The organism is Paenibacillus sp. 05T425, from assembly GCF_056396205.1.
In genome coordinates this window covers 143,050-169,099 of the sequence record NZ_JBFTLA010000011.1, presented here as the reverse complement: position 1 = coordinate 169,099, position 26,050 = coordinate 143,050, and the positions used below count along the sequence as shown (strand labels likewise).

The following is a 26,050-nucleotide window of genomic DNA, read 5'->3' as shown; positions in this document are numbered from 1 at the left end:
CTCCGTTCCGCTTATCTCATTGTCCTAGTGACTTTAACTGCTTATATCAGACCCGATTTTTGCAATAACCGCTGTATCGTCGTTGCAACCTCGGCTCTGGTCATGTAAGCCTTCGGAGCTAGCAAAGCCCCGTTTCTTCCCATTACAATGCCGGCCTGCACATTGTCCGCAACGCTGCTTTGCGCCCATGGGGACACTCTGGCTGCATCTCCGAACGGAAGAAGCGCAACTTCAGACGATTGTTCAAGCAACTGGTCTTTCAGACCGGTTATCGCCATCGCCTTGGACAGAATCACCATGGCCTGTTCTCTCGTAATCTTGTCGTTCGGCCGGAAATTGCCGTCTTCCATGCCCTTGACAATCCCATAGGAATAAGCCGTATTGACCGCGCTGCCGTACCAATCTTCCGGCAACACATCCGAGAATGGCGTTGCTCCATTCTCCAGCTTGAGGCCTAATCCGCGGACGATGATGGCTGTAAATTCGGCGCGGGTGATGTCCCGGCTAGGACTGAACATGCCGTTGCCCGTTCCGTCGACGACCATCCGGGAACCCATGTCGTTTACGGCGTTTTTCGCCCAATGCTTCGCCACGTCGCTAAATTCGATCGGATGCCAGACGACCGCATACGTGCTGTTCGTCAAGCTGTTGATTTGGGCCTCGTACTTCCCATTGTTCATTCGAACCTTAGTCGGTACATGGCGTACCGATCCATCCTGCTCGACGACAACGCCCGTCGTAATCTTGTTCGGATCAATGCCGTCCGGAATCGCGATCGTTCTTTCCACGTAGGCATCGAACTTCGTTACTTCGACGATCCGGTCTCCGTACACGGCTGTTACCGTAAAGTTGAGAGGCGGAGCGGCAAGCTCGAATGAACCGTTGGCCGCCGCGTTCTCCGCCAACTTCAATGTATCGGCTGTCGGGACAGAGATCTCGATCCGTACTTTAATATCTTGCAAGGCCATTAACTTGCCGAGTTGCTCCGATATTGCGCCGATATTGATTTGCTGCGCAGGAAGCGTGTAGGTCGCATGCTCGGTTTTGAACTCGAGAACGGCTTGCTTGTCCTCCATATTTCTCACCATTTGACCGTTCAGTTCCGCAACGAAGATATCGAATGTCTGGTTGATCGGTATCGTGACGACGGCATTTGCCCCTTCGGCAGCCAGCCTCTCATCCAGTTTTTTCTGATCCACGGCTACCGTTATTTCGGTCTGATCATTTCGCTTTGCTACCGTAGCGGTGCCCGCATTCTCGACTTTCCCGTTAACAAGGATATCCACGCCCGTGTTCGTCGTGTCCGGCGTTGTTGGCGTAGAAGGCTCAGACGGCGTCGGCGTATGGGACGCTCTCGGAGTAACGGCGTTCGATTCTTCGGAAGCCTCGCTGCTGCCCGCGTCATTGATCGCTTTTACCGTAAAGGTATAGCTTGTTCCATTCGTTAATCCCGTTATCGTAATCGGACTTGTCCCCCCGGTCACGACCGTACCTCCCGGTGAAATGATCACCTCGTAACCCGTGATCGGACTTCCGCCGTTATCGGCCGGTGCCCTGAACGTAACGACGGCACGCCCGTTACCTGCCGTTGCCTTCACATGCGTCGGCGCTCCCGGAACGGTCGACGGAGTCGCGCTCGCTTGATTCGATACCTCGCTAAGGACTCCCGCATTTTCCGCTTTTACCACAAAATAATAGGTGGTGCCGTTGACCAGATCCTGTACGCTGTAAGTGGAAGATGTTACAGTCGCGATCTCAACGTAGTTGCTCTGATCGTCATCCGTCGCCATATAAATGCGGTATTGCGTCGTATCCGGCACGGTACTCCAGCTCAGCATAACTTCACGGTCGCCGCCGACAGCCTCGAGATTTTGCGGATTTGCGGGAGCATCCGGCAAGTTCACCGATTGCGTGACGGTAAACGTTACGGGCGTCATGCGGTCCGCGGATACCGTAACCGTTGCCGTGTAGGTGCCAGCCGACAAATCGTCTTTGCCAACTATGTCGAAGCTAGTTGATTCGCCCCCGGCTAAAGTCCTGGGATCCGGCTGCGTAATTGTAAAATCGTCAGCGTGCGAACCGCTAAGCGAGACCGACAGATTCTCCAAATCGCCGCTTCCGGTATTCACGACCGGAATGTTTTTCTTCTCTTGGGTACCGGATTCGTAGCCCTGAGTCAGTGCCGTTAACGTCTCGTTCGAAATTTGAGCAATCGTATACGTCGGCGCTGCCGTGACCGTTATCGTCGCCATTCCCGTCTTGCTGCTATCGAAGGTCGAGGTCGCCGTGATGATATAATCGCCCGGCTCGGCGTCCTCCGCTACGGTCACATTGCCCGTGCTGTCCACCGTTACTTTGTCGCCGGCATCATTGCTAGTCCACGAGACCGTCGTCTCTGCCTCTCCTACCGCGTCTACCAAGGCAGTAAGCTGCCTGCTTTCTCCCTGCACGATGCCTGCACTGCTTGGGCTTACGCTTACGCCGTTTACGGCCGTCGATGCCGTTACCGTTATCGTTGCCGTCCCTTTTTTGCCGATATTGAAGGTCGACGTCGCCGTTATCGTATAATTGTCCGGCTCGGCGTCCTCCGCTACAGTGACATTCCCCGTGCTGTCCACCGTTACCTTATCGTCGGTATCGCTGCTTGTCCATGTGACCGTCGTCGCAGCTCCTCCAGCTGCGTCTACCGTAGCTGTAAGCTGAAGACTATCTCCTTGAACGACGCTGTCGTTGCTTGGGCTCACGCTGACGCTTCTAATGGCCGGAGCTTCCGTGACGGTAATCGTCGCCGTGCCTTTTTTGCTAGTATCGAAATTCGACGTTGCCGTTATCGTATAATCACCTGGCACGGCGTCCGCAGCCACGGTTACATCCCCCGTGATGCTCACCGCTACCTTGCCATGCGCATCGCTGCTCGTCCAAGTGACCGTTGTCGCGGCTCCTCCTGCCGCGTCAACCGTAGCCGTAAGGTGAATGCTGTCTCCTTGCATGACGCTATCGGTGCTCGGGCTAACGCTGACGCTGTTCACGGCCGGCGCCTCCGTAACGGTTATCGTCGCCGTTGCCGTTTTGCTGGAATTGAAATTCGAAGCGGCCGTTATCGTGTAATCGCCTAGTGCAGCGTCCGCCGCGACAGTGACGTTACCGGTACCGCTCACCGCTACCTTGCCGTCAGCATCGCTGCTCGTCCAAGTGACCGTTGCCGCAGCTCCTCCTACCGCATCTACCGTAGCTGTCAACTGCCTGCTCTGTCCTCTCGCGACGTTCGCGCTGCTCGGACTAACGTCTACGCTTTTGACCGCCGGCGGAGGCGGGGGCGTATACGAGGCTACACGAATTTGTTCCACGACGCTGTTCTTCTCCTGCCACGATACGTATATCGTTTCGTCTAACACGGTTACCGCAGGGTATTGGGCGGTTTTCGTAGCATCCACAATCAAACCGTTCAGGCCACCCTCGGCACTCGTCCAAACCGTACCGTCATACTTCTTAACGCGAATTTTGAAAACGGTACCCGATCCCGTGTGCTCTTGCCACACCGCATACAATTCGTTATTGACGGACGTCAATTCAACATAGTTGCCGCGGAAAGCAGGATTCTCGTTTAAACCGTACTCGCCGCCGCCGTCAACGCTCGACCAGGAGGTACCGTCATATTTCTTGACCCGAACTTGGTTATCCGTATTACCAATCGGTTCGTCCCATGCTACGTACAAGGCATCGCCCGCGACGGCTACCGACGGATTAGTCGCGCTTTTCGAACCAACGATATTCAAACCGGGCGATCCGCCGTCAATCGCCGTCCAGCTCGTACCGTCATATTTTTTCGCTCGGATTTGATAATTGGATCCGACCAATTCAAACCATACCGCAATTAAGTCATCGCCTAATACGGCCATCACGGGAGAAGCTGCGTTTGTCACGGCGCCGTCGACGCTCGTCCATGCGGTGCCGTCATACTTCTTGACTAGCAACTGTCCGGCTTCAGACCAAGCCGCATACAAAGCATCGTTGTATACCGCCAGATTAACAATGCTGGCATTCTTAGAAACATCCGCGTTAATTCCGGCCGTGCTTCCGCCTTCAGCGCTTGTCCAGCTTGTGCCGTTGTACTTCTTGATCCGAACTTGATCGATATACGCCGCATTCTTTTCTGTCCATGCGATATAAAGTTGACCGTCGAATTCGGCCATAGCGGGTCTGATTCCCGGTTTGGAGGCATCTACGTTCAATCCGTTGCCATCGATGCTGACCCAGTTCGTGCCGCTACGTTTCTTGACTCTAATTTGGTTATTAGGCGAGTAGGGATTGACGACTCTTTCTTGCCACGCCACATAGACTTCATCATTAAATACGGTCATAGCAGCATACTCCGCCATGTTGGCAGGGTTTACGTTAATCCCGTTCGGTCCGCCGCCGTCGATCATAGACCATCCGGCCGCCGCCGATGCCCTGCCTCCGCCGCTCGCAATTAGCGGTATGAAAAGGATAACGGCAAGCAAAATATATGCCGTTTTTCGTATTCTATCGTAGTTGTTGCTTCTTCTCGTTGCCGGGACCAATTTGCATCTTCCTCTCCGGATTATCATTTCGTTGCTTAGTCCTCAAGTACTAGCCCAGCATAACGGAAGACACCTTAAAAAAACCTTAAAAACCGACATATTTCTCCACAAGCGTAAACGGCTATCGCCGTCCTCTGGCGGCGTAAGCTAACGTTTCGCGGATGAAATAAAAGCCTAGTATAAGCGTACAATTTTATACTTACTTATATTTTAAAAAAACAGGCTCCGTCGAAAATCGACGAGAGCCTGTTGATTGAATCGTTACAGTCCGTTAAACCGGGGAAGCCGGGATTCGTATGGTCACTTTCGTACCTCTTCCCGGTTCGCTATCCAGTTCCAGCGAAATGCCGTATTCGTATTTCAACCGTTTGTTAATATTTCGTAAACCGACCCCTTGAGAATCGTCGGGACCGCCTCGTTCAAGCAGCGTCTTCAAGCGTTCCGGGGAGATGCCGACGCCGTCGTCGGCCACGACGAAACGCCACTCTCCGTCCGACTCTACCGCCGTCATCGTCACCGTGCCGCCTTCAATGCGATCGCCGATGCCATGTCGGATCGCATTCTCGACAAGCGGCTGCAATAGCAGCGGCGGCATGCGCAAACCGTAGGTAGCCTCCGCAATATCATATTCGAAGCGAATGCGATCCTTGAAACGGGCTTGCTCGATATCCACGTACGTTCGAATGAGGCTGAATTCTTCGGCAAATCCGATGCGCTCGTCCGCGTTGCTGAACCGGAAGCTTCCCCGCAAGTAATCCGCGAGATCGGCAATCATCTTCCGCGCGCGATCCACATCCTTATAGCTTGATGCCACGATGCTGTTCAGCACGTTGTACAAGAAGTGCGGCTTGATCTGCGATTGCAGGAATGCCACTTCCATATGGACCGCACGGCCTAGCGATTCCTTCATCGATAACAAGCTGCCGATTCTGGCCTTCAGCTCCTCCAGATCGAACGGCTTAGGCAAATAATCGTTTGCCCCGGCCTGGAATGCCGCCACCTTGTCTTGGGGTTGAAAGGCCGCCGTCACCATCAGGACGGGCAGCTCCAGCAGCGAGTATCGCTTGCGAATTTCCTGGCACACTTCATATCCCGACATGCCCGGCATCATTAGATCGAGAATAACGAGATCGATTCTGCACGACCGGTCGATTTGCTCCAGCGCCTCGTACCCGTTCTTGACCGCGATCACGCGATAGTCGAGCGCTTGAAGCGCATCCAATAAAACCTTCAAGTTCACGTACTGATCGTCGACGATCAGTACCGTATGCTTGCCGTCGACATTCGCATGATGAGGCGTCTCGAAGGAATATTCGGTCTCCTTGGGCATGACTAGGGGACTTGAATAGGATAAGAGCAATGCCTCTGCGCTTCTGTCGCCGGCGACGGGAAGCGTGAACGTAAAGGTAGAACCGACTCCGGGCGCGGACGCAACCGAAAGCGTCCCCTTCTGCAGCTCGACCAGCTGCTTGGCGATCGAAAGGCCTAATCCGAAGTCGCGTTGCCGTGTTCCCTCCAACGATTTGAACGGTTCGAAGATGAACGGAAGGTCCTCCGGTTCAATGCCCGTTCCCGTGTCGTGCACCGCGATTTCGAGCCCGCCTTCATGCTCCCTTCCGGTAATGACGATCCTTCCGTGCTTCGTATGTTTAATCGCATTGTCCAGCAAGTTTCCGATAACTTGGCTCATTCGAACTTCATCCGCCAAAGCGGGAGACAGCTCGGCTGGGATCATATTCACCAGCTGAATATCGTTTTCCGTGCACAGATAGGAATAGAAACGCACTTGCGCCTCCGCGACCGAGCGGACATCGATCGGCACCGGAACGATTCTCAGCTCGCCTTGCTTCAGCTTGGACAGGTCCAAGATATCGTACACGAGCTGCGAAAGCTTCCTCGTAATGTCGGTAACCAGCTGGAGCTTTTCCCGCTGCTCGGCGGTAGGCGGATGTGCCGCATCGTCCAGCATCGAACGGGAAATATTCATCACGCCATGAAGCGGCGTCTTGAATTCATGCGAGGTTCGGGCCAGGAAATCATCCTTCAGCTTGTCCGCTTGCATCAATTGCCCGGACAGCTCCTCGATTTTCTGGAACGCGTTCGAGAACCGGAGCGACATCAAGAACGCAAGCATCAGCAGGACAAGAAAAGGTTCGATCGGAGGCAGCGAATAGATCGGCACGCCGAAATAAACGTACATATTCTGGTTCAGCACCAGTACGTTCAATGCCATAGCCGCCATGGCCAAATACCAGCTGCCCGCCACTTTGTGCAGGACCGCGCATACGAATACGTAGGTTGCATAGAGCAACGCGAAAGTCACGTATAACGACGTCAGCAAGCGAAACGGCCCCGTCGTGATCTGGGTGGCGAAGCCGATGTGCAGCAAGGTCAAGATCGCCCCCGCAATCAGACCTCCCCGCGCGAGCCATTGGTGGCTGTAAGGCCGGAAGGCCGTATAGACATACAAGAAAAATCCGGCCCCTACGCCAACCGTCAGGATCATCTGAATGCGGAAATACAGCCAGAACGGGATCGGGCCGACCACGTCGAATAGGACCCGCTCGCCGCTGACGCTCGTGAAAGCAGCTATAAATACGCAAACGATGCCGAATACGACAAGCGATTGATCGTTTCTCCGCTGGGAAAACAGTCCGATAAAATACAAGCCCATGATCAGAAAGGCGGTTAACGCGATCCAATCATGCGCCGTCGCCCGATCGCGCAGCCCCGCAATTTGCTCGGCCTTGCCAAGCTGAAGCGATTCGTTGATTCCGCTGCTTACGTGGAATTCATGGTTTGCCACCTGAATCAAGATTTCATTCCAGCCCTGCTGCAGCGTGAAGTAGCTGACGTACGGCTTGTTAAGCGCTTGATAATGCACCTTCTCGCCCGGATTCCCGCTTGATCCGACGACCTGGCCATTGACGATGAGCCTATTGGAAATGTGGATAGACGCTGTTTTCAATCCATACACCGCGCTTGCATCATCGATTCGAAGCTGCAGGCGATAGGTCGCCATGCCAATCGTATTCATCTGCTTGGACCATGACCCGGGGACCTGAATCAACGCAGGCGTTGATCCCCCAGCAGCGGCGGATGGGAGGGAAGTTAGACCTTCAAGAAGTCGATCCGGATAAAACGCCCACTTCCCGTCCAGCCTGACGACTCCGTCTTCTTCGAAATTCCATGCGCTTAAGTCCATGGCACCGTTCGCCGCTACAGGCATAGGTTTCTTATTCATGGAGAAATAGGTCAACAGCAGCCCGTAAGTTGCCAACAATAGAGATAACGTAATAATCGCCGCCGCGGCTTTTTTTCTCATCGGGCTTGCCGCTCCGTCTTGTCTCTCGTCTGCCGGATTAACTCCAGCGTCTCCTCCTCCAGCTCTGCGCCTAATTGATTGCGCACCGCATGCTCCAGCTGCAGACAGACTCGATACGCTTCATTCCGATTGCCCGTCTCCAGGTGCAGCCGAATCAGCTCGCGTCCGTCGATCTCGGAATCGGGGACAAGCGACAACAGGTTCTGCATGCCATCCGCCGCGAGCGCGCGATTGCCCTGTCTTCGAAAATACGCGTACCCTTTGCGAAGCGCGCGGACGTAAGAGGCTTTGATCTCCAGCTGTCTGGCGGTGGCCCAGCCGAAATCGCAAGCTTCCATGTATTCGCCTTTATACATCCTGTTCATTGTGTCGTAGGTCCGTTCATCCATGGCCTCTTCGGACATTACGCCCCTCAGCAGCCGCTCGAATTCGGTTGCATCGACCGCGAGCCCGTCCAATTCGGCGACGAATCCTTGGTCCGCTTTGCGGATATGGATCGGGATATGATGCTCCGCCAAGCTTCTTCTTAGATAGGACAGGCAGGTGTACAAATACGTTTTCGCCTTGTTCAGATCGTAGCCCGGCCATAATGCCTCGATAATGGATGCGGTATTCACGGATTTTCCTTCATGGTGGATCAGAAACGCGCAAAGTTCCTTTTCCTTTTTCGTTTTCCATGCCAGAGCCTTGTTGGCATCGCCCGGCACCCCGAAATGGAAGCCTCCCAGACAGTTGACGGTCGAGGCGGCGCTTGCGCTCTGGCGCGTCTGACCGACGGATTCGGATAAGGTTTGATTAATGCGCGCAACCGTGTTCTGCAATCTATCTTTCGTAAAAGGTTTCAATAGGTAGTCGGTCGACTGTATTTCGAACGCTTCGACCGCGTATTCCGCGTAGGCCGTCGTGAATACGATTGGTATTTGAGGGATCATGCTTCTGATCTTTCTAGCAGCTTCCGTCCCCTTCATTCCGGGCATCTGGTTATCCAGAAACACGGCATCAACAGGAGACTGGGTCAAAGCATCGATCGCTTGAATCGGATTGACATATCTTCCGGCGACCTCGACGCCCCCGATCTGACCGAGCAATATTTCCAATAGATCCAGCGCATCTTCTTCATCGTCAACTATCATTACTCGCATCATCGGGGCTTGTCTCCTTGTTGTTCATATAGCTCCTCTTGATTTCGTCCTATTGTACCATATGCTGGTATTATCGGATCAATGAAGATTGCTAGATTCTGATTACATATCGTTCAGTGGCACTTAGAAGCTCGCGATATTGCAGCAGTTACTATTATCCGGTATACTCCAACTATCCAATGCATTTGGCGTGAAGCACATGCCGCTTTGATCTTGAACCCTATTAAGGGATCGTGGTCAGGGCGGCTTTTCTATTTTCAGGTGACGGGGGTGATGTTGGTGACTGTTATTGATAGGAGAATCGAGGAATGGTTAAAGGAGCAAATTTCCGCAGAATCCAATCCGAGAAGACGCGAACGGCTTAAGAGCGGGTTAGGTCATGCAACGATTGAGTTTCTAAGATCGATCTGGTATCCGACAATAGGCAACCTGGATCACTTGTATCCCGAATGGGAGCTCCGCGACCTTAACAATAAGTATCGCTATCTCGATCTGGCGTACATGCCCTTGGGAGCCAAAGGCTGCATCGAAATTCATGGATACCGCTCACATGCTAGGGACATCGAGGCTTGGAGATTTAAGGATCTGTGCATGAAGCAAGCGCTGCTTGGACTTGACGACTGGTTGTTCCTCCCCATTGCCTACTTATCGATTAAGGAAGAACCCGAACTTTGCAGGCAACTAGCGCTTTCTTTTGTAGGCAAGTTTGTCGCGATGCCCGTGACGGCTGGCCTTTGCTGGGATGAAGCTGAAACGCTGCGCTTTGCTCGCCGACTGCTTCGCCCCTTTACCTCCGGAGAGCTCGCAGTTCATCTCCAACGATCTGATAGGCAGGCTAGACGTACGTTGCAAGAGTTAATGGATAAGAACTTGTTGCTGAACATTGGAGATAAACAACGATACCGCGTCTATAAGCTAGCTGACTTTTTAATTAGCCGATAACGGACAAAATAGCCGCTTAAACTAACAATCGACAGTCACCTAGGTGCTAATGGACAAAAGCGACGCTTAGATGGCATACGAATACTAGTTTAGTTACTTAAGCGCCTGTAACGATCCGTAATGTCCATTAGAAACTACGCAGAGCATTAAACGATCGCTAAGCGTCCGTAGTGTCCATTAGAAAAACACCCGAAGCCCGAACCCTTCCATATCAATCTCATATTAATAGATTATTAGATTGGATGGGAGGGATATCCATGCTTGTTCATAAAATATTGAAACATTCCCGCGGGAATGCTGTTGTGCTTAAAACGGTGTCAGGAGAAGAAATAATTGGAGTAGTCATTAGAGTGAAAGGCGGAGTCGTCCAATTAAAAAACCAAACGGGAAGAAACATCTTTGTAGTCATTAACAAAATCGTCGCTGTCATAAAATAAAAACAAGCCCCTTCCGCGTTAAGAAAGGGGCTCGCTTGCCTATAGATCACGACATCCCCGCCCTATCGCGGAATTCCTGCGGGGTCATATTCGAAAAAGCTTTGAACAGCTTTATAAAATGCGGGACTGCCTGATAACCGATCGTTTGGGCAATCTCGTATATTTTTTTGTCGCTGCTGCGCAGCATGTAAGAGGCTAATTCCATCCGGTAGCGTTGGATGTGATCGCTCAGATTGTTTCCCGTCTCCGCCCGGTAGGCTCTCGACAAGTAGGCGGGATGAAGGCCGATATGCGCCGCGATCGTCTGCATCGACAGATTGCCGTCCATGTTCTCCTCGATGAATTTATGAACCTTGTCAACCATGCTCGCCTGCTTCTCGCCCCCATCCTCCGACTGCTCTCTAAGACTTCGGAGCATGAAGAAGGCCCACTTCTCCAACTGGTTAAGCGAAGGCGCGGCCGGCATGAGCCCGAAGGAGGAGGCGCCGATCTCGCTAAGCAGCTTCCCTTTCTTGTGCGCCATGTACTGGTAGGCGTTAGCAATGGCAAAATAAGCTTCATTGGCATGCTCGGGAGGATAGTTCTTGCTTCTCAGCTCGGCGAATATCTCGATCAGCTTCTCCTCCGCATGCACCCAGTTGCCCGTATCGAGCAAATGAATGAGAAGGGGAGGCCGATACAGCGAGGTGAGCGTTCCGATCTGCACCCGATCGGAATTGCCCGCGATCCTCATAAATACGCTTTGCCGATTCTCCTCGATCGCCCTCATTCCATCGATGACCGATCGATACAGTCCCGGGATGCCCTCGGGAAAATACGCCCAATCCTCCGCCAGCACGATGGATATGCTGCCGCTGAGCAGCGAGCCCACCTTTTTCTTCAGCGCTGCGGCCCTAACGTCCATTTCATTCCGGAGATCCTGCTCGCTGGCGTCCGCGCTTTCTTTGGCCGATACGATCATAACGAGATATTCGTTGCAATCCCGGCAGAACCACAGATGGAACGCGTCCCGGAACAGCTCCTCCGCCATATTCGTAACCGCATATTCGATAAGCTCTTTATCCATGCTTTCATAGTCTTGAAGCTTTCCTTCTAGCCTGACGACGAACAAGCCCACTCTCTGCTGCAAGGTAAAAGGGATGTTCAACAGAAACAGCTTCCGTTCCAGCTCCGCGATCGGAATGCCGTAACCGTACAGCAGACGATTCAGCAGCTCGCCCTTGAGCGCGGGCAAGTTCTCGCGAAACGCATAGGCGTCCCGATGCTGCTCCTGTTGCAGCTTCTGTTCGCCGGCGATTTCCTCCGCTAACTTGCCCAGCGTCTCCCTCATCTGGTCCGGGTTCACCGGCTTCATTAAGTACCCGGACGTGTTATACGGGACGACGCTTTTCGCATATTCGAAATCCGCATAACCCGATATGACAACGATTTTAACTTTGCGTCCCATTTCGCGAATTTCATGAATCAGCTCGATTCCGCTCATCTCCGGCATCCGTATATCCGTAATGACGATATGGATGTTTTGTTCCCGATAAAGCGCCAGCGCTTCTCTCCCGGAATAGGCTTTGTGAATACGGCCGATGCCAAGCTCTTCCTTCGGAATCGTAGCGGCGAAGCTGTCCACCTGAGAGGGGATATCATCCACGATCAGAACTTCCAACATTGGAATCGCCTCCGTTCTTAATCACCAACGTCACTCGAAGCCCGCCCAACTGCGAATGCTCAACCAGAAGTCCCGAGGTTTGCCCGAAGTAGTTTCTTACGCGCTGATGGACGTTGCGCAGACCCAGACTAAGATCCGCGCTCGACTGCAGGTTTAAGGAATGCCTTAACGCCTCCAAGTCGGCTTGTTGCATGCCGACTCCATTGTCTTCCACGGATAGCTTCCAGCCATCCCCGGTCATGCTGCCGGTGATGACGATCTCGAAGCTCCCGATCTTACCTTCCATGCCGTGCACGATCGCGTTCTCGACGAGCGGCTGGATGAGCAGCCTCGGCATAAGAATAGCGGGCATGCCGTCTTCCATATGTTCATGAAAATGCAGACGCTCGGACTGCATCCGGTGGATTTCCAAGTAGTTGCGAATCAATTCCATTTCCTCGGCTAATACCGTCAATTGCTGCTCCGTTCGGGTCGTATAACGGTAGTATTGGCTCAGATGCTGCGTGAAGGCGACAATCACTTTCGTTCGTTCCAGCTGCGCCATACTCTGAATAAAGGCGAAGTTATTGTACAGGAAATGCGGATTGATCTGCGCTTGCAAATGCTTAAGCGACGATTCCTTGGCGTGAAGCTGCTCCGCATACACCTTGTCGATGAGCGTCTGAATGTCCTCGGACATCAGGTTGAACTGCTCGATCAAATAATGAAATTCGTTGCGATTCTCGCGCTTAATCCGATGATTATACACGCCCTTCCGAAGCGACTTGACCGCTCGGATGAGATCGTTGATCGGCAGCTGTACGTTGCGGTACAGCAACGCTGCGGAGGCAATGCCCATCAGCAGCAGCAGCAAGCCCGAAGCGTAGAACATTCGCTTGCTGTGGTCAATCGGCGCAAGCACCTTCTTCATCGGCTGGAAATCAACCATATACCAGCCCAGCGATTCCGAGGTGACGTAGTTGACGAGATACGGTTCATCCCGAAACGTAATCTTGACCGATCCTTCGGTCGGATTCTGCGCTCGAATGGTCTCGAATTTGTCCGCCATGGCGGCCATCAGATCGGGATCAAGGTCCCGCGGCACGAGCGGATCATAGTCCGGATGGTAGAGAAACGGCTGTCCGATACTGCCTTGCATGAACCTTTCGAGCATTTTCACAAGATTAGCCGACGTGAACATCACTTCGACATACAAATTCGGATTGCCCTTCTTGGAAAGGATATCGAACGGAGTAATCAAATCGCGCACGAACGCCTTCTCCGGTCCCCGGTCCGCCACGATGACGCGATAATCCCAGCGCTCCTGGACTGCGTCCTTAAAGTATTCCGCATCGTAATTTTGCTTCAAGTTCGTAGAAACGACGATTTCCGACAGAGGCGAATACACCGTAAAATCATTGACCCATTCGAAGGAGGTCGACTGCATATCCAGCTTCTGCAGCAGAAGCCTCTTCGAAGCCAACACGGAATACGCGGGCTCGGCGGAAGTGTGCAGCTGCAGCTGCAGCGTGTCCGGGTCGGTGGCGACGACAAAAGCAGATCTCCATAGCCGGTCCGCCTCGACGTCCATCTGTTCAACAAAAAATTTAATTCGATTCAGGTTGATCTGAAGCAGCTCTTGCTCGACAACGCCCGTACTCGTTTTATTCGAAGAATTGTACATGAGTATGATCGGGATAAGCATCAGGACGATAACGATGATCACTTTCGTGAAAATATTCAATTTTCCAATCGGACCGCGTCTGATTCTGTACATGAGGCTCACCTGATCTGATCTCTATTTTTGAGGGTCGATTACGCTTGGAAATATAGCGCTTTCATTGTTTCTTGCATTCGCCCTAGGATTTCACCGAGCCAAGCACGATGCCTTTGACGAAATACTTTTGGAGAAACGGATAGACGAGCAGAATCGGCAGCGCCCCGATAAAGATTTGCGCCGATTTGACCGTTCGGTTAGAAAAGTTCGCTACACTATCCAATGTTACACCGACCCTCGACAGGTTGTCACTAACAATCATGGAGTGCAAATAAGTCGCAAGCGGATACCCGTCCGGATTGGACATGTAGATCATGCCGTCGAACCATGAATTCCAATGGAACACCATCGTGAATAAGGACAACGTCGCAATGGACGGCATCGATACGGGCAAATAAACGCTCCATAGCACTCTCAAATGGCCGGCACCGTCGATATGGGCCGCCTCCTCAAGCTCCTGCGGAATCGTCCGGAAGAAATTGAGCATCAAAATCATATTCCATACGCTGACGGCCGTAGGCAGAACCAACGACCAGATCGTGTCGATCAAATGCAGCTTGCTTACCAACACATAAGAAGGGATCAGCCCGCCCGAGAATAGCATCGTGAAGACGAACACCCAGATGTAAATTTGACGGCCGGGGAACTTATGAATGGACTTCGACAAGCTGTACGATGCCATCGTGATGACCGCCATTGACAGCACCGTGCCCAACACCGTCCGCTCGAGACCGAAGCCCAGCGATTTGATGAACATGGCGTTGCTGAGCGTCTTCAAGTAAGCGTCCATCGTAAAGCCGACGGGCCAGAAATTGACGATATTCGCCGTTGCGGCTGCCCGGGAGCTGAAAGACATCGCAAGCACGTGAAGAAGAGGTAGAATGCAAATCAGCGACAGCAGACTAAGAAAGATCGTGTTCGAGATCGTAAAAGCGGTGTACCCTCTAGAGCGATAGCGCATCGTCTCTGCCTCCTCAAGCTTATATTAAAATATCCGATAGTTGGCTAATTTGAAAGCCAGTCTGTAGCTGATGACGATCAGAACGAAGCCGATCGCCGACTTGAATAGGCCTACTGCCGTTCCGAAGCTGAACTGTCCGTTGTTCAAGCCTTCCCGATAGACGAACGTATCAATGATATCGCCATGCGAATAGACGAGTGGATTGTAAATATTAAGAATTTGATCGAAGCCCGCATCCAGTATCCTGCCGAGCGACAACGTCGCGACGACGATCACGATCGGCATCATCAGCGGAACGGAGATCAGCCTCACTTGCTGCCAGCGCGTAGCCCCGTCGATTTCGGCCGCTTCGTACAGAGCCGGATTGATTCCCACCAGCGTAGCGAGAAAAATAATCGCGGAAAATCCGAATTCCTTCCATACGTCGCTTAACACGACCGTGAACCGGAACCAGTTACCGTTGCCCAAGAAGAAGATGCTCTCGATACCGAATGAATTGAGGAGACGATTGACGATACCGCCCTCCGTCGACAAAATATCGATCATAATGCCGCCCAGGATAACCCACGATAGGAAATGCGGCAAATAAACGAAGGTCTGCACCGCTCTCTTGAAATACATTTTGCCGACTTCATTAAGCAGCAGAGCGAAAATAATCGGAATAACCAAATTCACGACCAGCTTGAACGCCGAAATAATTAACGTATTCCATATGATTTGCTTGCCGTCCGGATACGTGAACAGGTACCGGAAATGGTCTAAGCCTACCCATGGCGAATTTTTGATCCCTAGCCATGGCTCGTAATCCTGGAAGGCAATAACGGCCCCGAACAAAGGAATATATTGAAACACGATGACCAATGCCAAAGCCGGCAACAATAAAAGATGAAATGGCCAAGTTTTTCGCCAGTACGCCGTCATTACGAACCCTCCCTTTCCCCTAAAAAAATCGAGGAGGAGCGAGCGAGCCAAGGCTGCCCTCTCCTCCCCTTCCATTTATTGATTCTTCAACTGTCATCCGTGATGGTTTACTGGTTTTTCGCGTACCATTCATTGACTTCGTCCGTAATTTTCTGGCCGCCGTTATCCAGCCATTGCTTAACGAAATCATCGAAATATTCGATCGGCTTGTCGCCGTAAATGATCTTCAGATAGCTTTCCGTAGCGAGCTTCTTAAGCAATTCGCCCTTCGACTTCATCGTTGCCGTCATCGGACCGGTAAAATAGTTTTTGCCTTCGGAGACGGTTTGGTTAATCCGAACGCCCGCAGCCGCTAGCTGTCTAGGCTTCATTTGCTTGACGTCGAATTCCATGGACGTTACCGCTTCGGCGTTCGGGTCGGCCAGGAACTTCTTGACCGCTTCGCTGTTGGAGTTCGGAATGCTCGTGAAGTTACCGAGAATATTCGTCATCATGAAGCGGATGTCGATCGTGGCGCCGTCCTTGAGCGGCCATTGGTCCGCCGGTACGCCTGCCGCTTCGTAGTTGCCCTTGATGACTTTGCCGTCCAGTTTCACGTAATCGTAACCTTCATGGTAGCCGTCCTTCCAGCGCGGATCGAAGTACGGGTCGTCCGCCAATTCCAGCTTCTTCGCAATAATTTTGTTAAAGTAGGCGAACCAGGCATCGATGTGCTTGAAATCTTTGTTGAACACCGTGAAGCCCTGCGTCAGCGGCTTCTCCGCGCGTCCCGTCAAGCCAGTCGGCCCAGCGGGGAGCGGATACGGCTGGAAGTCGGCCTGCGGGTTGTTCTTCGTTGCGTCGCCGAGCGGCCAGTCGCCCATCCAGAACGGTCCGAACATAATGCCGGCCTTGCCGCTTGCCGCGAGCTCGGAAGCTTTGGCCGGATCCTTGATGCCGGCTTCCTTGTCCATGTAGCCTTTGCTCATCCAATCGCTCATCTTCTGCAGATACAGCTTGGCGTCCGGATGAATCGCGCCGTAGCTCAGCTTGCCGTCATCGCCCTTGTTCCAGAACAAGCGCACGTCGTACGTATTGATCATTTGATCCGTAAGAGCGGAGACGATCGCGTCCGTCTGGCCCATCCACGTCCAAGGCCCTTCTTTGAGCGGCACGGCCAAGCCGATTGTGTCCTTCACGCCGTTCTTATCCGGATCGCCTTCAGTGAACTGCTTCAGAACGTTCTCGAATTCGTCCAGCGTTGTAGGCGCTTGAAGTCCTAGATTATCCAACCAGTCTTTGCGAATCCACATAACCGTGCCTTCGTCGCCCATGAAGAACGCCGGCAAACCGTAAATCTTGCCGTCCTTCTTCACTTCGCCGAGCGCGTAGCCATACTTCTCCAGCATTTTCTTATATTCGGGATGCGCGTATTTCTCGATCGCTTCGTCCAAAGGCAGCAGCTTATCCGCCGCCAGCAGGTTTTGCAGCGGGTCATTCCCTGCCGCGAACGCGTCAGGCAGCTTGCCTCCGCTGGACAACAGCAGGCGAAGCTTCGTATCGTAATCTTCCGGCTTGGTCACGATGAAATCGAATTTCACGTCGATTCCCATGTTTTCTTTCATCCAACGCGTATTGGCGTTGTCCTCCATCGATTCACCGGGCTTGAACGCGTTGCCCCTCGAGGTGCCATCGTCTACGATGGCCGTCGTAATCGTAACCGGAGGATCGAACTTCTGCTTCCAAGCTTCCGTCGCCTCTTCTTTATTGCTATTGTCTGTTGTTGGACTGCTTGTTGCGGCTGTAGAGTTTCCGGTGTTATTATTGTTGCCGTTGCCGCTCGTGCATGCCGCTAATGTCGGTAATAGTCCAATTGCAATCGAAAGTGCTAATAGCTTTACAACCTTCGCATATCGAATCATCGTTTTCCCCTTTTCCCTTCGCATTTAGTGGTACGATTCAAATTATATGGACTAAGCGGGACTGCGTATATATTCGAATTTTAACGTGATAACGAAAAACGTACATTCATGTACGTCAAACAAACCCAGTACCGTCGAGGCACTGGGTTCATTGGAGGTAAATGAGTTATTTTATTTGCATAAGGTTATACCCTTAGCAGCCCGCGAAAGCCTCTGGCAGCATAATAGGATTCTGCTCCATTGTGGTACACGAAGACAGTGTCGTAGCGGCGGTCACAAAAGAGGGCTCCTCCGAGTTTTCTAATAGGAGCAGGTGTTATTACCCAGCTCGATGTTTTCAAATCAAAATTCCCGAATTCCTGCAGCTTCCGGTATTGTTCTTCCGTTAACAGCTCAATACCCATGTCGGCAGCCATATCCATAGCGCTATTGGCAGGTTTATGCTCTTTTCTTGAATCCAGCGCAACACGGTCATAACAAATGCTTCTGCGGCCTTTCGGACTTTCCGCTGAACAATCAATGAAAATGTATTCGTCCGTCTTCTTATCATGGCCAACAACGTCCGGTTCGCCGCCGGTTTTTTCCATTTCACCCAGCGACCACAGTTTTTCAAGATTAGCCTCGAGCTTTGCCTGCACATCGGTCCATAACAGGTCCTCATGGCGGTTCGTGTTTTTCTCGAATCGGCCTTTCAATGTTTTGAGCAGCCCTTCAATTAGTTCGGGCGACAGCTCCCGGTTTGTCATGTTAGTTCCTCCTCATCATTTGTATGGCTCCCCTACAACGTCTCCGTAGTAAGCGTAAATCCTTCAATAACCGCATCTTCGTCGACCTCGATTAAGATGCATCGTTTCCCTCTATAATTGACCTGTTTCACATATTTTAAATCTTGCGGGCTGACCGAAATCGTAGCTACCTTCGTATCGATCTTAATCGATTTCGAAGTAAACTTCGGTATGACGCTGGTCGCTTTGAGCTCATAATTTTTGTCGTCGACAACCGTTTCGAACGCCAATTCCACCTTTTCCGTCGTCACGTTGTCCACGCCGCTTGCAGTGAGCATATGTGCTACATCCTTATAATCCAGTTTCGGGGGCTCTTCCTCTTCGCTACTCTCGATGATCTGGTGAATTTCCTCGTACACATGAGCGAGCGTTGCCGCATCGAGCTGCTCCCCTGCCACTTCCTTCACGATTTCCTCGAAAATAGCTCTCTCTTCCTGCGCCGTCACGGACTTCTCGGCATTCAGGACCTGTTCGATAAAATGCGGATTCGGTTCATTGGATTTACCCGCGCAGTACATAATGCGATTCACGTCGGAATAGTTGTCCGTCACGCTAGGATAGAAAAACCCTTGCTCCGGCGCGTTCAATTTGATGATCGGATCCACGAAGACATTATACTTGAACTCCCTCTCGACATAATCGAACATAAGGGTGTTGCGCTGTTGCTCCGTAGAATTCACGCTGCACAGAATGAACGGATTGACGAACAGCTCGTCCTTTCCGCTCTCCTCGGCTTCTTCGTTCCTTTCCTTGGTCGGGCGAAAATATTGTCCGCGGACGAAAGTAACGACCGTATCCCGTTCATACTTCGTATCCGCCAACATTTTGTCCACCATCAGAATCATCAGATCATGCCATTCATCCGAATCGCCGGTCACCAACGCTTGATGGAGAAGCACCTGTGAAGGGTCCACCGCTTCATCCATGAACTTTAACTCGAATTGCTTCTGATCCAATTCGCCGGTCAGCAGTTTTTTGAAGTTGCTCATATACAGCTCCTGCTTCTCTCTGTCCAACATGGCGAACGGCTGACGCTCGTAATGATAAATTTCGTTGCTTTCTTTCATGATGTACACGTTAAGAATCTCGAAAAGATTAAGCAAATCATTATCCAGCTTAAATTGTTTGCGAATATGCGCAAGCTCTTTCTTGATCATGTTCCGTCAGACAGCTCCTATGTAGTAAGATGGCCTTGCCCGTTTAAATGAATGAGTTATTAATGTTCATTACGTACTAAGCCGCAGCTCATAAAAATACTGGACAGCGGGATGCTTTAGCTTCATTTGGTCGGCTATGTTCAACAACCGCTTCTTCCCGACTCGTTTGTCGACCAAGGCTAAAATATTCAATAAAATATCGTTGCTCTCCATGCTCGCCTCGATCGAAGTGGATAGAAACGCATTCGCCGTCACGACGAAGTTCGATTTGCTTAATGAGGCTTGCGCCGTCATCAGCTGCTTGGCTAGCTCTGCTTTTTTCCTGCTTCTAGCCATCACTTGAAGCCGATCCTCCGGAATGACTCCCGACGCGCCTTTGCGTACGGCTTCGATTTCTTCGTCAGTGATCGGGATGTAGATGCCAGCATCATTCTTAATGTCCAGCTCCGTCTCATACCAACGGATCAAGGTCGTTTTATCGATCATATTGAGCACGTTCTTCTTGTCCGCCGCAATATAACAAAGTCCGGCTTTATCGGGCAAATAACGGTAGCCCGTTGCTCGGTATTCGACCCTTCCGTTTAACGCCGGACTGAGAAAGCTCTCCAACTGCTGCTTCAATTTGCTCCAGGACATGTCATTCACCTATGTTCTCTATTATAAACTGCCAGTTGAGACAGTCATACTCTATAATAACCTAAAAAGGCTCAAGCCGCATGGGCTTGAACCTCGTTTCGGCCGGAAAGAACCGTCTCCTATTCGACTACTGGACTATTGGCGGCCCATTCCTCTACCGCCCCCTGCACCTCCTCGGCCACCGCCTCCTTGCGATAGGGTGATTTGAGTGATTTTTTCTCCATTGACCGTAACATCTCCGCCGTTTAATTGAGCTGTACCATCCGCATCAAAAGCTGACGAGGCTTCAACCGTTATGGTGCCTCCGTTAATATAGAGATCGCCATTCGAATCAAAGGCGTCCGTATCCCMGCTGCCCATACTTACATTAATAGTGCCTCCATTGACTTCAATAACGACTTGACCATCGACTTTTTGCGAGGCGTTAATCCCGTCATCCTTCGCATACAACGTGATTTGTCCGTCATTAATCTTGATGCTCGTCGACTCGATACCTTCTTCGCTGGTCTCTATGTTAATCGTGCCGCCATCGATTTGTACAAAGCTGTTACCTTGGATAGCATCGTCGCCAGCGGAGATCTTGAAGTCGCCGCCTTTAATAATGATATATCCAAGAGCAGCATCCTCGTCGTTCTCGCTGTGCAGGGCATCCTTGCCCGAATTGATCGTAAGCGTTCCATCATTGATAAGGATCGCATCATTGGCCTCTAAGGCATCCGCAGAGGACTGAATGTTGTACACGCCTCCTGTAATTTTCAGATCATCCTTGGAAGAGATCCCGTTCCCGTCGTTCGATACAATATCCAAGCTTCCGGTTCCATTCAGGGTCAGATCTGCTCTGGAGAAAATAACGGCATCCAAATTCGTATCTCCATCCGCCACATAGCTTCCGGTAACCTCCATATAGCTCTCGCTGTCCGTGGATGTAACGAAGACTTTATCCGCTTCTTTCACGTAAATGGCAGGTGAATCTTCATTGGTAATTCGGACGCCGTCAAGGACGATTTGAACTTTCGCATCCTCGGCTGCTTCAACTACCACCGTCACATTGGTTACCTCGCCACTTAAGACATAGACACCTTCTGTATTCAGCGTCACGTCTTGATCGTTCTCTAATTTAATCTGAGTTGCGCCTGCAAGGTCCGCCGACTGTTCCAAATCCCGTTCGCTGAACAATTCCGATGTGTCTTGTACGGAAGCTTCCGCTGTTGTCGTTTCGCTTGATGACGTTGTCGCGCTTGAACTCGGTGTGCTTGTTTCTTGAGTAATTTCTGTTTGAGTAACTGCTGCATCCACACTGACATCTTGTGCGTTAGAGCATCCCACGGCAGATACGCTAAGTAATAGGGCCAACGTAATAGCGCTTATTTTCTTCGTTTTTTTTGTTTTCATGAATGAACACTCCTTTATTTAAATAATGTTATCGCCTCTCGTCCTATTTAAACTTTAATGCAGCTAGCTTTAGCCAACCTTAAAAATAAAAACGAAAAAGGCTCAAGCCGCATGGGCTTGAACCTTTTCTTTTGCCGAGCTTACTCGTAATGCTTAACCTTTATCTCGTACGAGAATATTGCGATATTTGCCAAAACCTCCGGTTGCACCGGTACCTGCTTCCAGTCCGTTCACATCAAGCAAAGGCAATTGCGGCTCGCGAGGGCCGAAGCCTGTGAATAGGCCGCCGCGGATATGAGCAAAGCCTGCATCCGACTGCAGATCAAAATCGGCAGGATATCCGCATTGATCGCTCTGCAGAGGCAACGCATCCCCTTTGTTATACGTAGCCGCTGGATGTTTCTGACGCAGTACCATGTTCACATCGGGCTCGTACCAGAAGCTGTCGAACAGATTGACTTGCTGCTTGGTATTCCCGTCCTGCAAGAACACGCCATCCTGATTCTCGCTGCCTACGGATATAACAACCCCGCATGCCGCCGTAGCGTGCGTAACACGATCAATCAGAATAAGTCCGCCCATCGTTTTGTGCAGCAGAAACTCATCGACAACGAGCGGTTCAGAGACAACAATATCGCAGCTCACTAGCTCGTTTTTGACCGCTGTAGTAGCCGCAAGCAAGTTGCCGTTATTGACGTCCACCTTGTGGTGCAGCTCCGTCACCAAGGCAGGCAACAGCTTCGTGCCCAGCTTGATCCAGTATTCCTTGCCCGGAACGAGCTGTTGTTCATCCATCCACAGCAGCGTCGTCGAAAGGACGGTCGATGTTTTCAAGCCTGCATCTTTGGACAGCACGCAGCCGCGTGATACGTCGACCTCACGATCAAGTTGAATCGTCACAGGCTGACCGGAGATCGCGCTGTCTACCTTCTTCTCTCCGATGTGAAGAGATTTGACGACTGCCGTCTCGCCGCTTGGCAGAATAGTCAGCGTGTCGCCAACGGCAACCTTGCCTGCTTCGATCTGTCCTTGGAAGCCGCGGAAGCTATGATCCGGACGGCTTACTCGCTGAACAGGCATGTAGAAGCCGCTCTCCGTGATATCCGTAGAAATATCCACCGTTTCCAGATGCTCCAGCAATGTCGGACCGTCATACCATTCCATATTGGCAGAACGCTGCGTTACATTGTCGCCTTCTGTCGCCGAGACAGGAATGATAACGGCATTATCCAATCGAAGCTCCTTGCGAAGCTGCTGAATATCCTCGGTAATGTCCAAGAAACGTTGCTTATCGTAGCCTACAAGATCGATTTTGTTAACCGCGAATATAAAATGCTTAATTCCCATCAGCGCGCATATACGAGCGTGGCGACGAGTTTGCACCAGAACGCCCTGCTTGGCGTCGAGCAAAATAACGGCTAGATCGGCAAATGCCGCACCAACGGCCATATTGCGGGTGTATTCCTCATGCCCAGGCGTATCAGCAACGATAAAGCTGCGTCTTTCGGTATTGAAGTAGCGGTAAGCAACATCAATCGTAATGCCTTGTTCACGCTCAGCCATCAGACCGTCAAGCAATAGGGAATAGTCGATAGCTCCGTTCCGACTGCCAACCTGACTGTCGAGCATAAGAGCCTGCTCCTGATCGGCATATAGCATTTTCGAGTCGTATAGAATATGGCCGATAAGCGTTGACTTGCCGTCGTCCACACTGCCGCAAGTAATAAATTTCAGAAGACTGCTTTCTGTCTTACTCATTAGAAATACCCCTCCCGTTTGCGCCGTTCCATGCTGCCTGCAGCTTCCTTGTCAATGACGCGGCTTGTTCGTTCGGAAGTCGTTGCCGATAACGTCTCTGCGATAACCTCGTCCAGCGTATCAGCCTCCGACTCAACCCCGCCCGTAAGAGGGTAACAGCCTAATGTACGGAAACGCACCATCTTCATTTCGGGAGTTTCTCCCGGCAGCATCCGCATACGATCATCGTCCACCATGATGATATTGCCGTCACGATAGACAACCGGGCGTTCAGCTGCCAAATATAGCGGAACAATCTCTATATTCTCGCGTTGGATATACTGCCATATGTCCTTCTCCGTCCAGTTGGAGATTGGGAATACGCGCATGCTTTCTCCCTTATTGATGCGGGTATTATAAAGCTTCCACATTTCCGGACGTTGGTTCTTCGGATCCCAAGTATGCTGCTCGTTACGGAACGAGAAGATACGCTCCTTAGCGCGAGACTTCTCCTCATCGCGTCGTCCTCCGCCGAAAGCGGCGGTAAACTGATACTTGGTCAACGCCTCTTTGAGCGCCTGTGTTTTCATAATATCCGTATATGCAGATCCGTGATCAAACGGATTGATGCCCTCTGCAATAGCAGCTTCGTTGCGATGAACAATCAGTTCAACACCGAGCTCCTTCGCTCTGCGATCACGGAATTCGATCATTTCGCGGAATTTCCAGCTCGTATCGATTTGAAGCAGCGGAAATGGCGGCTTTTCAGGGTAAAAGGCTTTCATCGCCAGATGAAGCATGACCGACGAATCTTTACCTACCGAATAAAGCATAACCGGGCGTTCACATTCAGCGGCAACCTCCCGAAAAATGTAGATCGCCTCAGCCTCAAGTTTATCCAAGTGTGTCAGCGACATGTGTATCACTCCTATAATGCCCATAAAAAAATCAGCACAATTTTCATATTATTATATGTTTTTTCGATTTGGAAAACCAGCACTCATTACGCAAACGTTTCACTTAAGTATTTCGAATAAATTTGCGTTCGCTTTACGCAAACCCGCTTTTATTTTGCGCAAAAACGAGCTATCATAATCAAATAATAATAAAGGGGGATGTCTGATGACTTTAAAGCAGATAGCAGCTATGGCAGGCGTGTCCATCTCAACCGTATCGCGCATTTTGAATTCCCCTGACAATAGATTTGCCACTAAAGAAGTGCGCGACAGAGTATGGATGGTTGCGAAAGAAATCGGCTATGTACCGGACCAGAATGCCAGAGAACTCAAGCTTGGCAAACGTACTTCCCGCAAGTCGTCCCCTCCTTCCATCTCGTGCATATTGGGTCGTACCAGACAATTGGATGATGATCCTTTCTTTGCGCAGATGTCTCGCGCCATCGAACAGCAAGCGCTGGATCTGGGTTATGCCGTTCGTCATTCCTATTCTCTCTTTGATATCGAGACCGATGCACTGCTTGATCAGATCGAATCCTCACATACGGACGGCGCAATCATATTGGGCCGCTTCAGCAACGACAGCATGAATTTTCTGGAGAAGCACTACAAAAATCTGGTCTATGTAGGGCGAAACGTCATTGCTGCCAACTGTGATCAGGTCATATGCGACGGATATGAAGCTACGCAAATTGCGATTAAACATCTGATTGATAACGGACACAAGCGAATTGGTTATATTGGCGAGACGTTAAACGAGGTAAGATACGAAGCCTACCGCGATACCCTTCACCAATACGGACTGGAATGCTCGGAAAGCTTGGTGAGCAACTGCCCTCAGAACGGGCCTGGCGGCTATCAGGGAGCCGAGGAGCTTCTGGCGAAAGCCTCCCCGCTTCCGACTTCCGTATTTTGCGCAACGGACATTGCAGCAATTGCCGCGTTGCGACGATTTACGGAGGCAAAGATCAAGGTGCCTGAGCAGCTGTCGATTATTAGCATGGACAATATCGAGCTATCCGGTTACGTATCTCCGATGCTGACGACTGTCGGAATGCCCATTGTCGAGATGGGGAACTGGGCGGTACAGCTCCTAATCGATCGGATGAACAAGCGTCACAAGCTGCCTGCCAAAGTGCTGTTGCCAAACAAGCTGATTGTTCGGGAAAGCGTCGCAAAGATAACGATTACTTCTTAAAAAACAAAACTCCCGCCCCGATTAATCGAATCGGGACGGGAGTTTTTGCGTTCTAGGAATCCGAAGATAAGAAAGTATAAGACTGACATCCGCTGTTTACGCTAACGGGCAGATTAACTTAAAGGACTCACAGTATAGAGAGGTATTGAGACCATCACCTCGAATATATTGAATATTCAAAACTATGTTGAAGTGAGTGGATAACATTGAAAGAAAACAAAAGAAAAGCCTATTTAGCCCTTAATTATCAAGCGTTGTTAGATATCAAAAACAGTGGTGAATTCAATATAGATAACTTTAATCGCGTATTACGAGTAGCACATGCTTTTCATAATCTTGCCTTGGACATTATGGAAGACTTTGTAGGATTTAACGAGGACGATTTCTGGGAAAACATAGCTGGTCTTGAAAGAGACTTTGGACTAACTCATTATAGCGAATTATTTAAAAAAGTAAGCTCAGACGAATTATTACGCTAATTGGAAACTTTAGTTGAATTCAACATGGAGCAGATTGCGATCGGGCAGTTACTCCATTTTCATTAAGCTAAAGGGCAGGCTACTTTAGGAACATGCGAGG

At 51.0% G+C, this 26,050-nt stretch carries 18 protein-coding genes; 4 read left to right on the top strand and 14 right to left on the bottom strand.

Annotated features, from left to right (window positions below; all coding sequences use genetic code 11):
* Positions 1-41 precede the first annotated feature (41 nt).
* From AC1DF0_RS23905 to AC1DF0_RS23895, 3 genes are all read right to left on the bottom strand, one after another.
* Complete coding sequence (locus AC1DF0_RS23905) at positions 42-4,562, bottom strand: S-layer homology domain-containing protein (protein WP_477575553.1); 4,521 nt, start codon at positions 4,560-4,562, stop codon at positions 42-44.
* Positions 4,563-4,833: 271 nt separating this feature from the next.
* Positions 4,834-7,887, bottom strand: coding sequence for an ATP-binding protein (locus tag AC1DF0_RS23900; RefSeq protein ID WP_477575552.1), 3,054 nt, complete (start codon positions 7,885-7,887; stop codon positions 4,834-4,836).
* Positions 7,884-9,032, bottom strand: coding sequence for a response regulator (locus AC1DF0_RS23895; protein ID WP_477575551.1), 1,149 nt, complete (start codon positions 9,030-9,032; stop codon positions 7,884-7,886). The genes AC1DF0_RS23900 and AC1DF0_RS23895 overlap by 4 nt, the downstream gene beginning before the upstream one ends.
* A 270-nt stretch (positions 9,033-9,302) precedes the next feature.
* Here AC1DF0_RS23895 and AC1DF0_RS23890 point away from each other — a divergent pair, with 270 nt between their 5' ends.
* Both AC1DF0_RS23890 and AC1DF0_RS23885 read left to right on the top strand, forming a co-directional pair.
* Complete coding sequence (locus AC1DF0_RS23890) at positions 9,303-9,971, top strand: transcriptional regulator (protein WP_477575550.1); 669 nt, start codon at positions 9,303-9,305, stop codon at positions 9,969-9,971.
* 257 nt (positions 9,972-10,228) lie between these two features.
* Positions 10,229-10,408, top strand: coding sequence for a hypothetical protein (locus AC1DF0_RS23885; protein WP_442051093.1), 180 nt, complete (start codon positions 10,229-10,231; stop codon positions 10,406-10,408).
* 46 nt (positions 10,409-10,454) lie between these two features.
* On the opposite strand, the gene AC1DF0_RS23880 is transcribed toward AC1DF0_RS23885, so the two are convergent.
* From AC1DF0_RS23880 to cysD, 11 genes are all read right to left on the bottom strand, one after another.
* Positions 10,455-12,071 carry a response regulator transcription factor gene (locus tag AC1DF0_RS23880; RefSeq protein WP_442051092.1) on the bottom strand — a complete coding sequence of 539 codons (1,617 nt, stop codon included), beginning with the start codon at positions 12,069-12,071 and terminating at the stop codon, positions 10,455-10,457.
* Positions 12,046-13,827: a sensor histidine kinase gene (locus tag AC1DF0_RS23875; RefSeq protein ID WP_477575549.1), complete on the bottom strand. Its 1,782-nt coding sequence runs from the start codon at positions 13,825-13,827 to the stop codon at positions 12,046-12,048. The genes AC1DF0_RS23880 and AC1DF0_RS23875 overlap by 26 nt, the downstream gene beginning before the upstream one ends.
* An 82-nt stretch (positions 13,828-13,909) precedes the next feature.
* On the bottom strand, positions 13,910-14,788 hold the full coding sequence (locus AC1DF0_RS23870) for an ABC transporter permease subunit (RefSeq protein ID WP_475824214.1): 879 nt from the start codon (positions 14,786-14,788) through the stop codon (positions 13,910-13,912).
* Positions 14,789-14,812: 24 nt separating this feature from the next.
* On the bottom strand, positions 14,813-15,709 hold the full coding sequence (locus AC1DF0_RS23865) for an ABC transporter permease (protein WP_477575548.1): 897 nt from the start codon (positions 15,707-15,709) through the stop codon (positions 14,813-14,815).
* A gap of 107 nt (positions 15,710-15,816) precedes the next feature.
* Positions 15,817-17,610, bottom strand: coding sequence for an extracellular solute-binding protein (locus AC1DF0_RS23860; protein ID WP_477575547.1), 1,794 nt, complete (start codon positions 17,608-17,610; stop codon positions 15,817-15,819).
* 185 nt (positions 17,611-17,795) lie between these two features.
* Positions 17,796-18,356, bottom strand: a complete 561-nt coding sequence (locus AC1DF0_RS23855; RefSeq protein WP_442051087.1) for a DUF4256 domain-containing protein — start codon at positions 18,354-18,356, stop codon at positions 17,796-17,798.
* A gap of 32 nt (positions 18,357-18,388) precedes the next feature.
* Complete coding sequence (locus tag AC1DF0_RS23850) at positions 18,389-19,552, bottom strand: DUF4317 domain-containing protein (protein WP_477575546.1); 1,164 nt, start codon at positions 19,550-19,552, stop codon at positions 18,389-18,391.
* A 69-nt stretch (positions 19,553-19,621) separates the two neighbouring features.
* Positions 19,622-20,188 (bottom strand): SF0329 family protein, encoded by a 567-nt coding sequence (locus AC1DF0_RS23845; protein ID WP_477575545.1) that lies wholly within the window; start codon positions 20,186-20,188, stop codon positions 19,622-19,624.
* Between the two features lie 135 nt (positions 20,189-20,323).
* The gene (locus AC1DF0_RS23840; RefSeq protein ID WP_477575544.1) at positions 20,324-21,580 is read right to left on the bottom strand and encodes a carbohydrate-binding domain-containing protein; all 1,257 of its coding nucleotides are present in this window, start codon (positions 21,578-21,580) and stop codon (positions 20,324-20,326) included.
* A 153-nt stretch (positions 21,581-21,733) separates the two neighbouring features.
* On the bottom strand, positions 21,734-23,338 hold the full coding sequence (locus AC1DF0_RS23835; protein ID WP_477575543.1) for a sulfate adenylyltransferase subunit 1: 1,605 nt from the start codon (positions 23,336-23,338) through the stop codon (positions 21,734-21,736).
* Positions 23,338-24,234 (bottom strand): sulfate adenylyltransferase subunit CysD, encoded by an 897-nt coding sequence (gene cysD / locus AC1DF0_RS23830; protein ID WP_477575542.1) that lies wholly within the window; start codon positions 24,232-24,234, stop codon positions 23,338-23,340. Before cysD ends, AC1DF0_RS23835 begins: the two co-directional genes overlap by 1 nt.
* A gap of 205 nt (positions 24,235-24,439) precedes the next feature.
* Here cysD and AC1DF0_RS23825 point away from each other — a divergent pair, with 205 nt between their 5' ends.
* Positions 24,440-25,471, top strand: coding sequence for a LacI family DNA-binding transcriptional regulator (locus AC1DF0_RS23825; RefSeq protein WP_477575541.1), 1,032 nt, complete (start codon positions 24,440-24,442; stop codon positions 25,469-25,471).
* A 206-nt stretch (positions 25,472-25,677) separates the two neighbouring features.
* Positions 25,678-25,950 (top strand): hypothetical protein, encoded by a 273-nt coding sequence (locus AC1DF0_RS23820; RefSeq protein WP_477575540.1) that lies wholly within the window; start codon positions 25,678-25,680, stop codon positions 25,948-25,950.
* The last annotated feature ends 100 nt before the right edge of the window (positions 25,951-26,050 follow it).

Bases quoted from the DNA above. Each gene is read 5' to 3' on its own strand.
- AC1DF0_RS23880 (WP_442051092.1), bottom strand. From the start codon at position 12,071: ATGTTGGAAGTTCTGATCGTGGATGATATCCCCTCTCAGGTGGACAGC.
- AC1DF0_RS23900 (WP_477575552.1), bottom strand. From the start codon at position 7,887: ATGAGAAAAAAAGCCGCGGCGGCGATTATTACGTTATCTCTATTGTTG.
- AC1DF0_RS23860 (WP_477575547.1), bottom strand. From the start codon at position 17,610: ATGATTCGATATGCGAAGGTTGTAAAGCTATTAGCACTTTCGATTGCA.
- AC1DF0_RS23895 (WP_477575551.1), bottom strand. From the start codon at position 9,032: ATGATGCGAGTAATGATAGTTGACGATGAAGAAGATGCGCTGGATCTA.
- AC1DF0_RS23825 (WP_477575541.1), top strand. From the start codon at position 24,440: ATGACTTTAAAGCAGATAGCAGCTATGGCAGGCGTGTCCATCTCAACC.
- AC1DF0_RS23890 (WP_477575550.1), top strand. From the start codon at position 9,303: ATGTTGGTGACTGTTATTGATAGGAGAATCGAGGAATGGTTAAAGGAG.
- cysD (WP_477575542.1), bottom strand. From the start codon at position 24,234: ATGTCGCTGACACACTTGGATAAACTTGAGGCTGAGGCGATCTACATT.
- AC1DF0_RS23875 (WP_477575549.1), bottom strand. From the start codon at position 13,827: ATGTACAGAATCAGACGCGGTCCGATTGGAAAATTGAATATTTTCACG.
- AC1DF0_RS23855 (WP_442051087.1), bottom strand. From the start codon at position 18,356: ATGACAAACCGGGAGCTGTCGCCCGAACTAATTGAAGGGCTGCTCAAA.
- AC1DF0_RS23865 (WP_477575548.1), bottom strand. From the start codon at position 15,709: ATGACGGCGTACTGGCGAAAAACTTGGCCATTTCATCTTTTATTGTTG.
- AC1DF0_RS23845 (WP_477575545.1), bottom strand. From the start codon at position 20,188: ATGTCCTGGAGCAAATTGAAGCAGCAGTTGGAGAGCTTTCTCAGTCCG.
- AC1DF0_RS23850 (WP_477575546.1), bottom strand. From the start codon at position 19,552: ATGATCAAGAAAGAGCTTGCGCATATTCGCAAACAATTTAAGCTGGAT.
- AC1DF0_RS23870 (WP_475824214.1), bottom strand. From the start codon at position 14,788: ATGCGCTATCGCTCTAGAGGGTACACCGCTTTTACGATCTCGAACACG.
- AC1DF0_RS23885 (WP_442051093.1), top strand. From the start codon at position 10,229: ATGCTTGTTCATAAAATATTGAAACATTCCCGCGGGAATGCTGTTGTG.
- AC1DF0_RS23835 (WP_477575543.1), bottom strand. From the start codon at position 23,338: ATGAGTAAGACAGAAAGCAGTCTTCTGAAATTTATTACTTGCGGCAGT.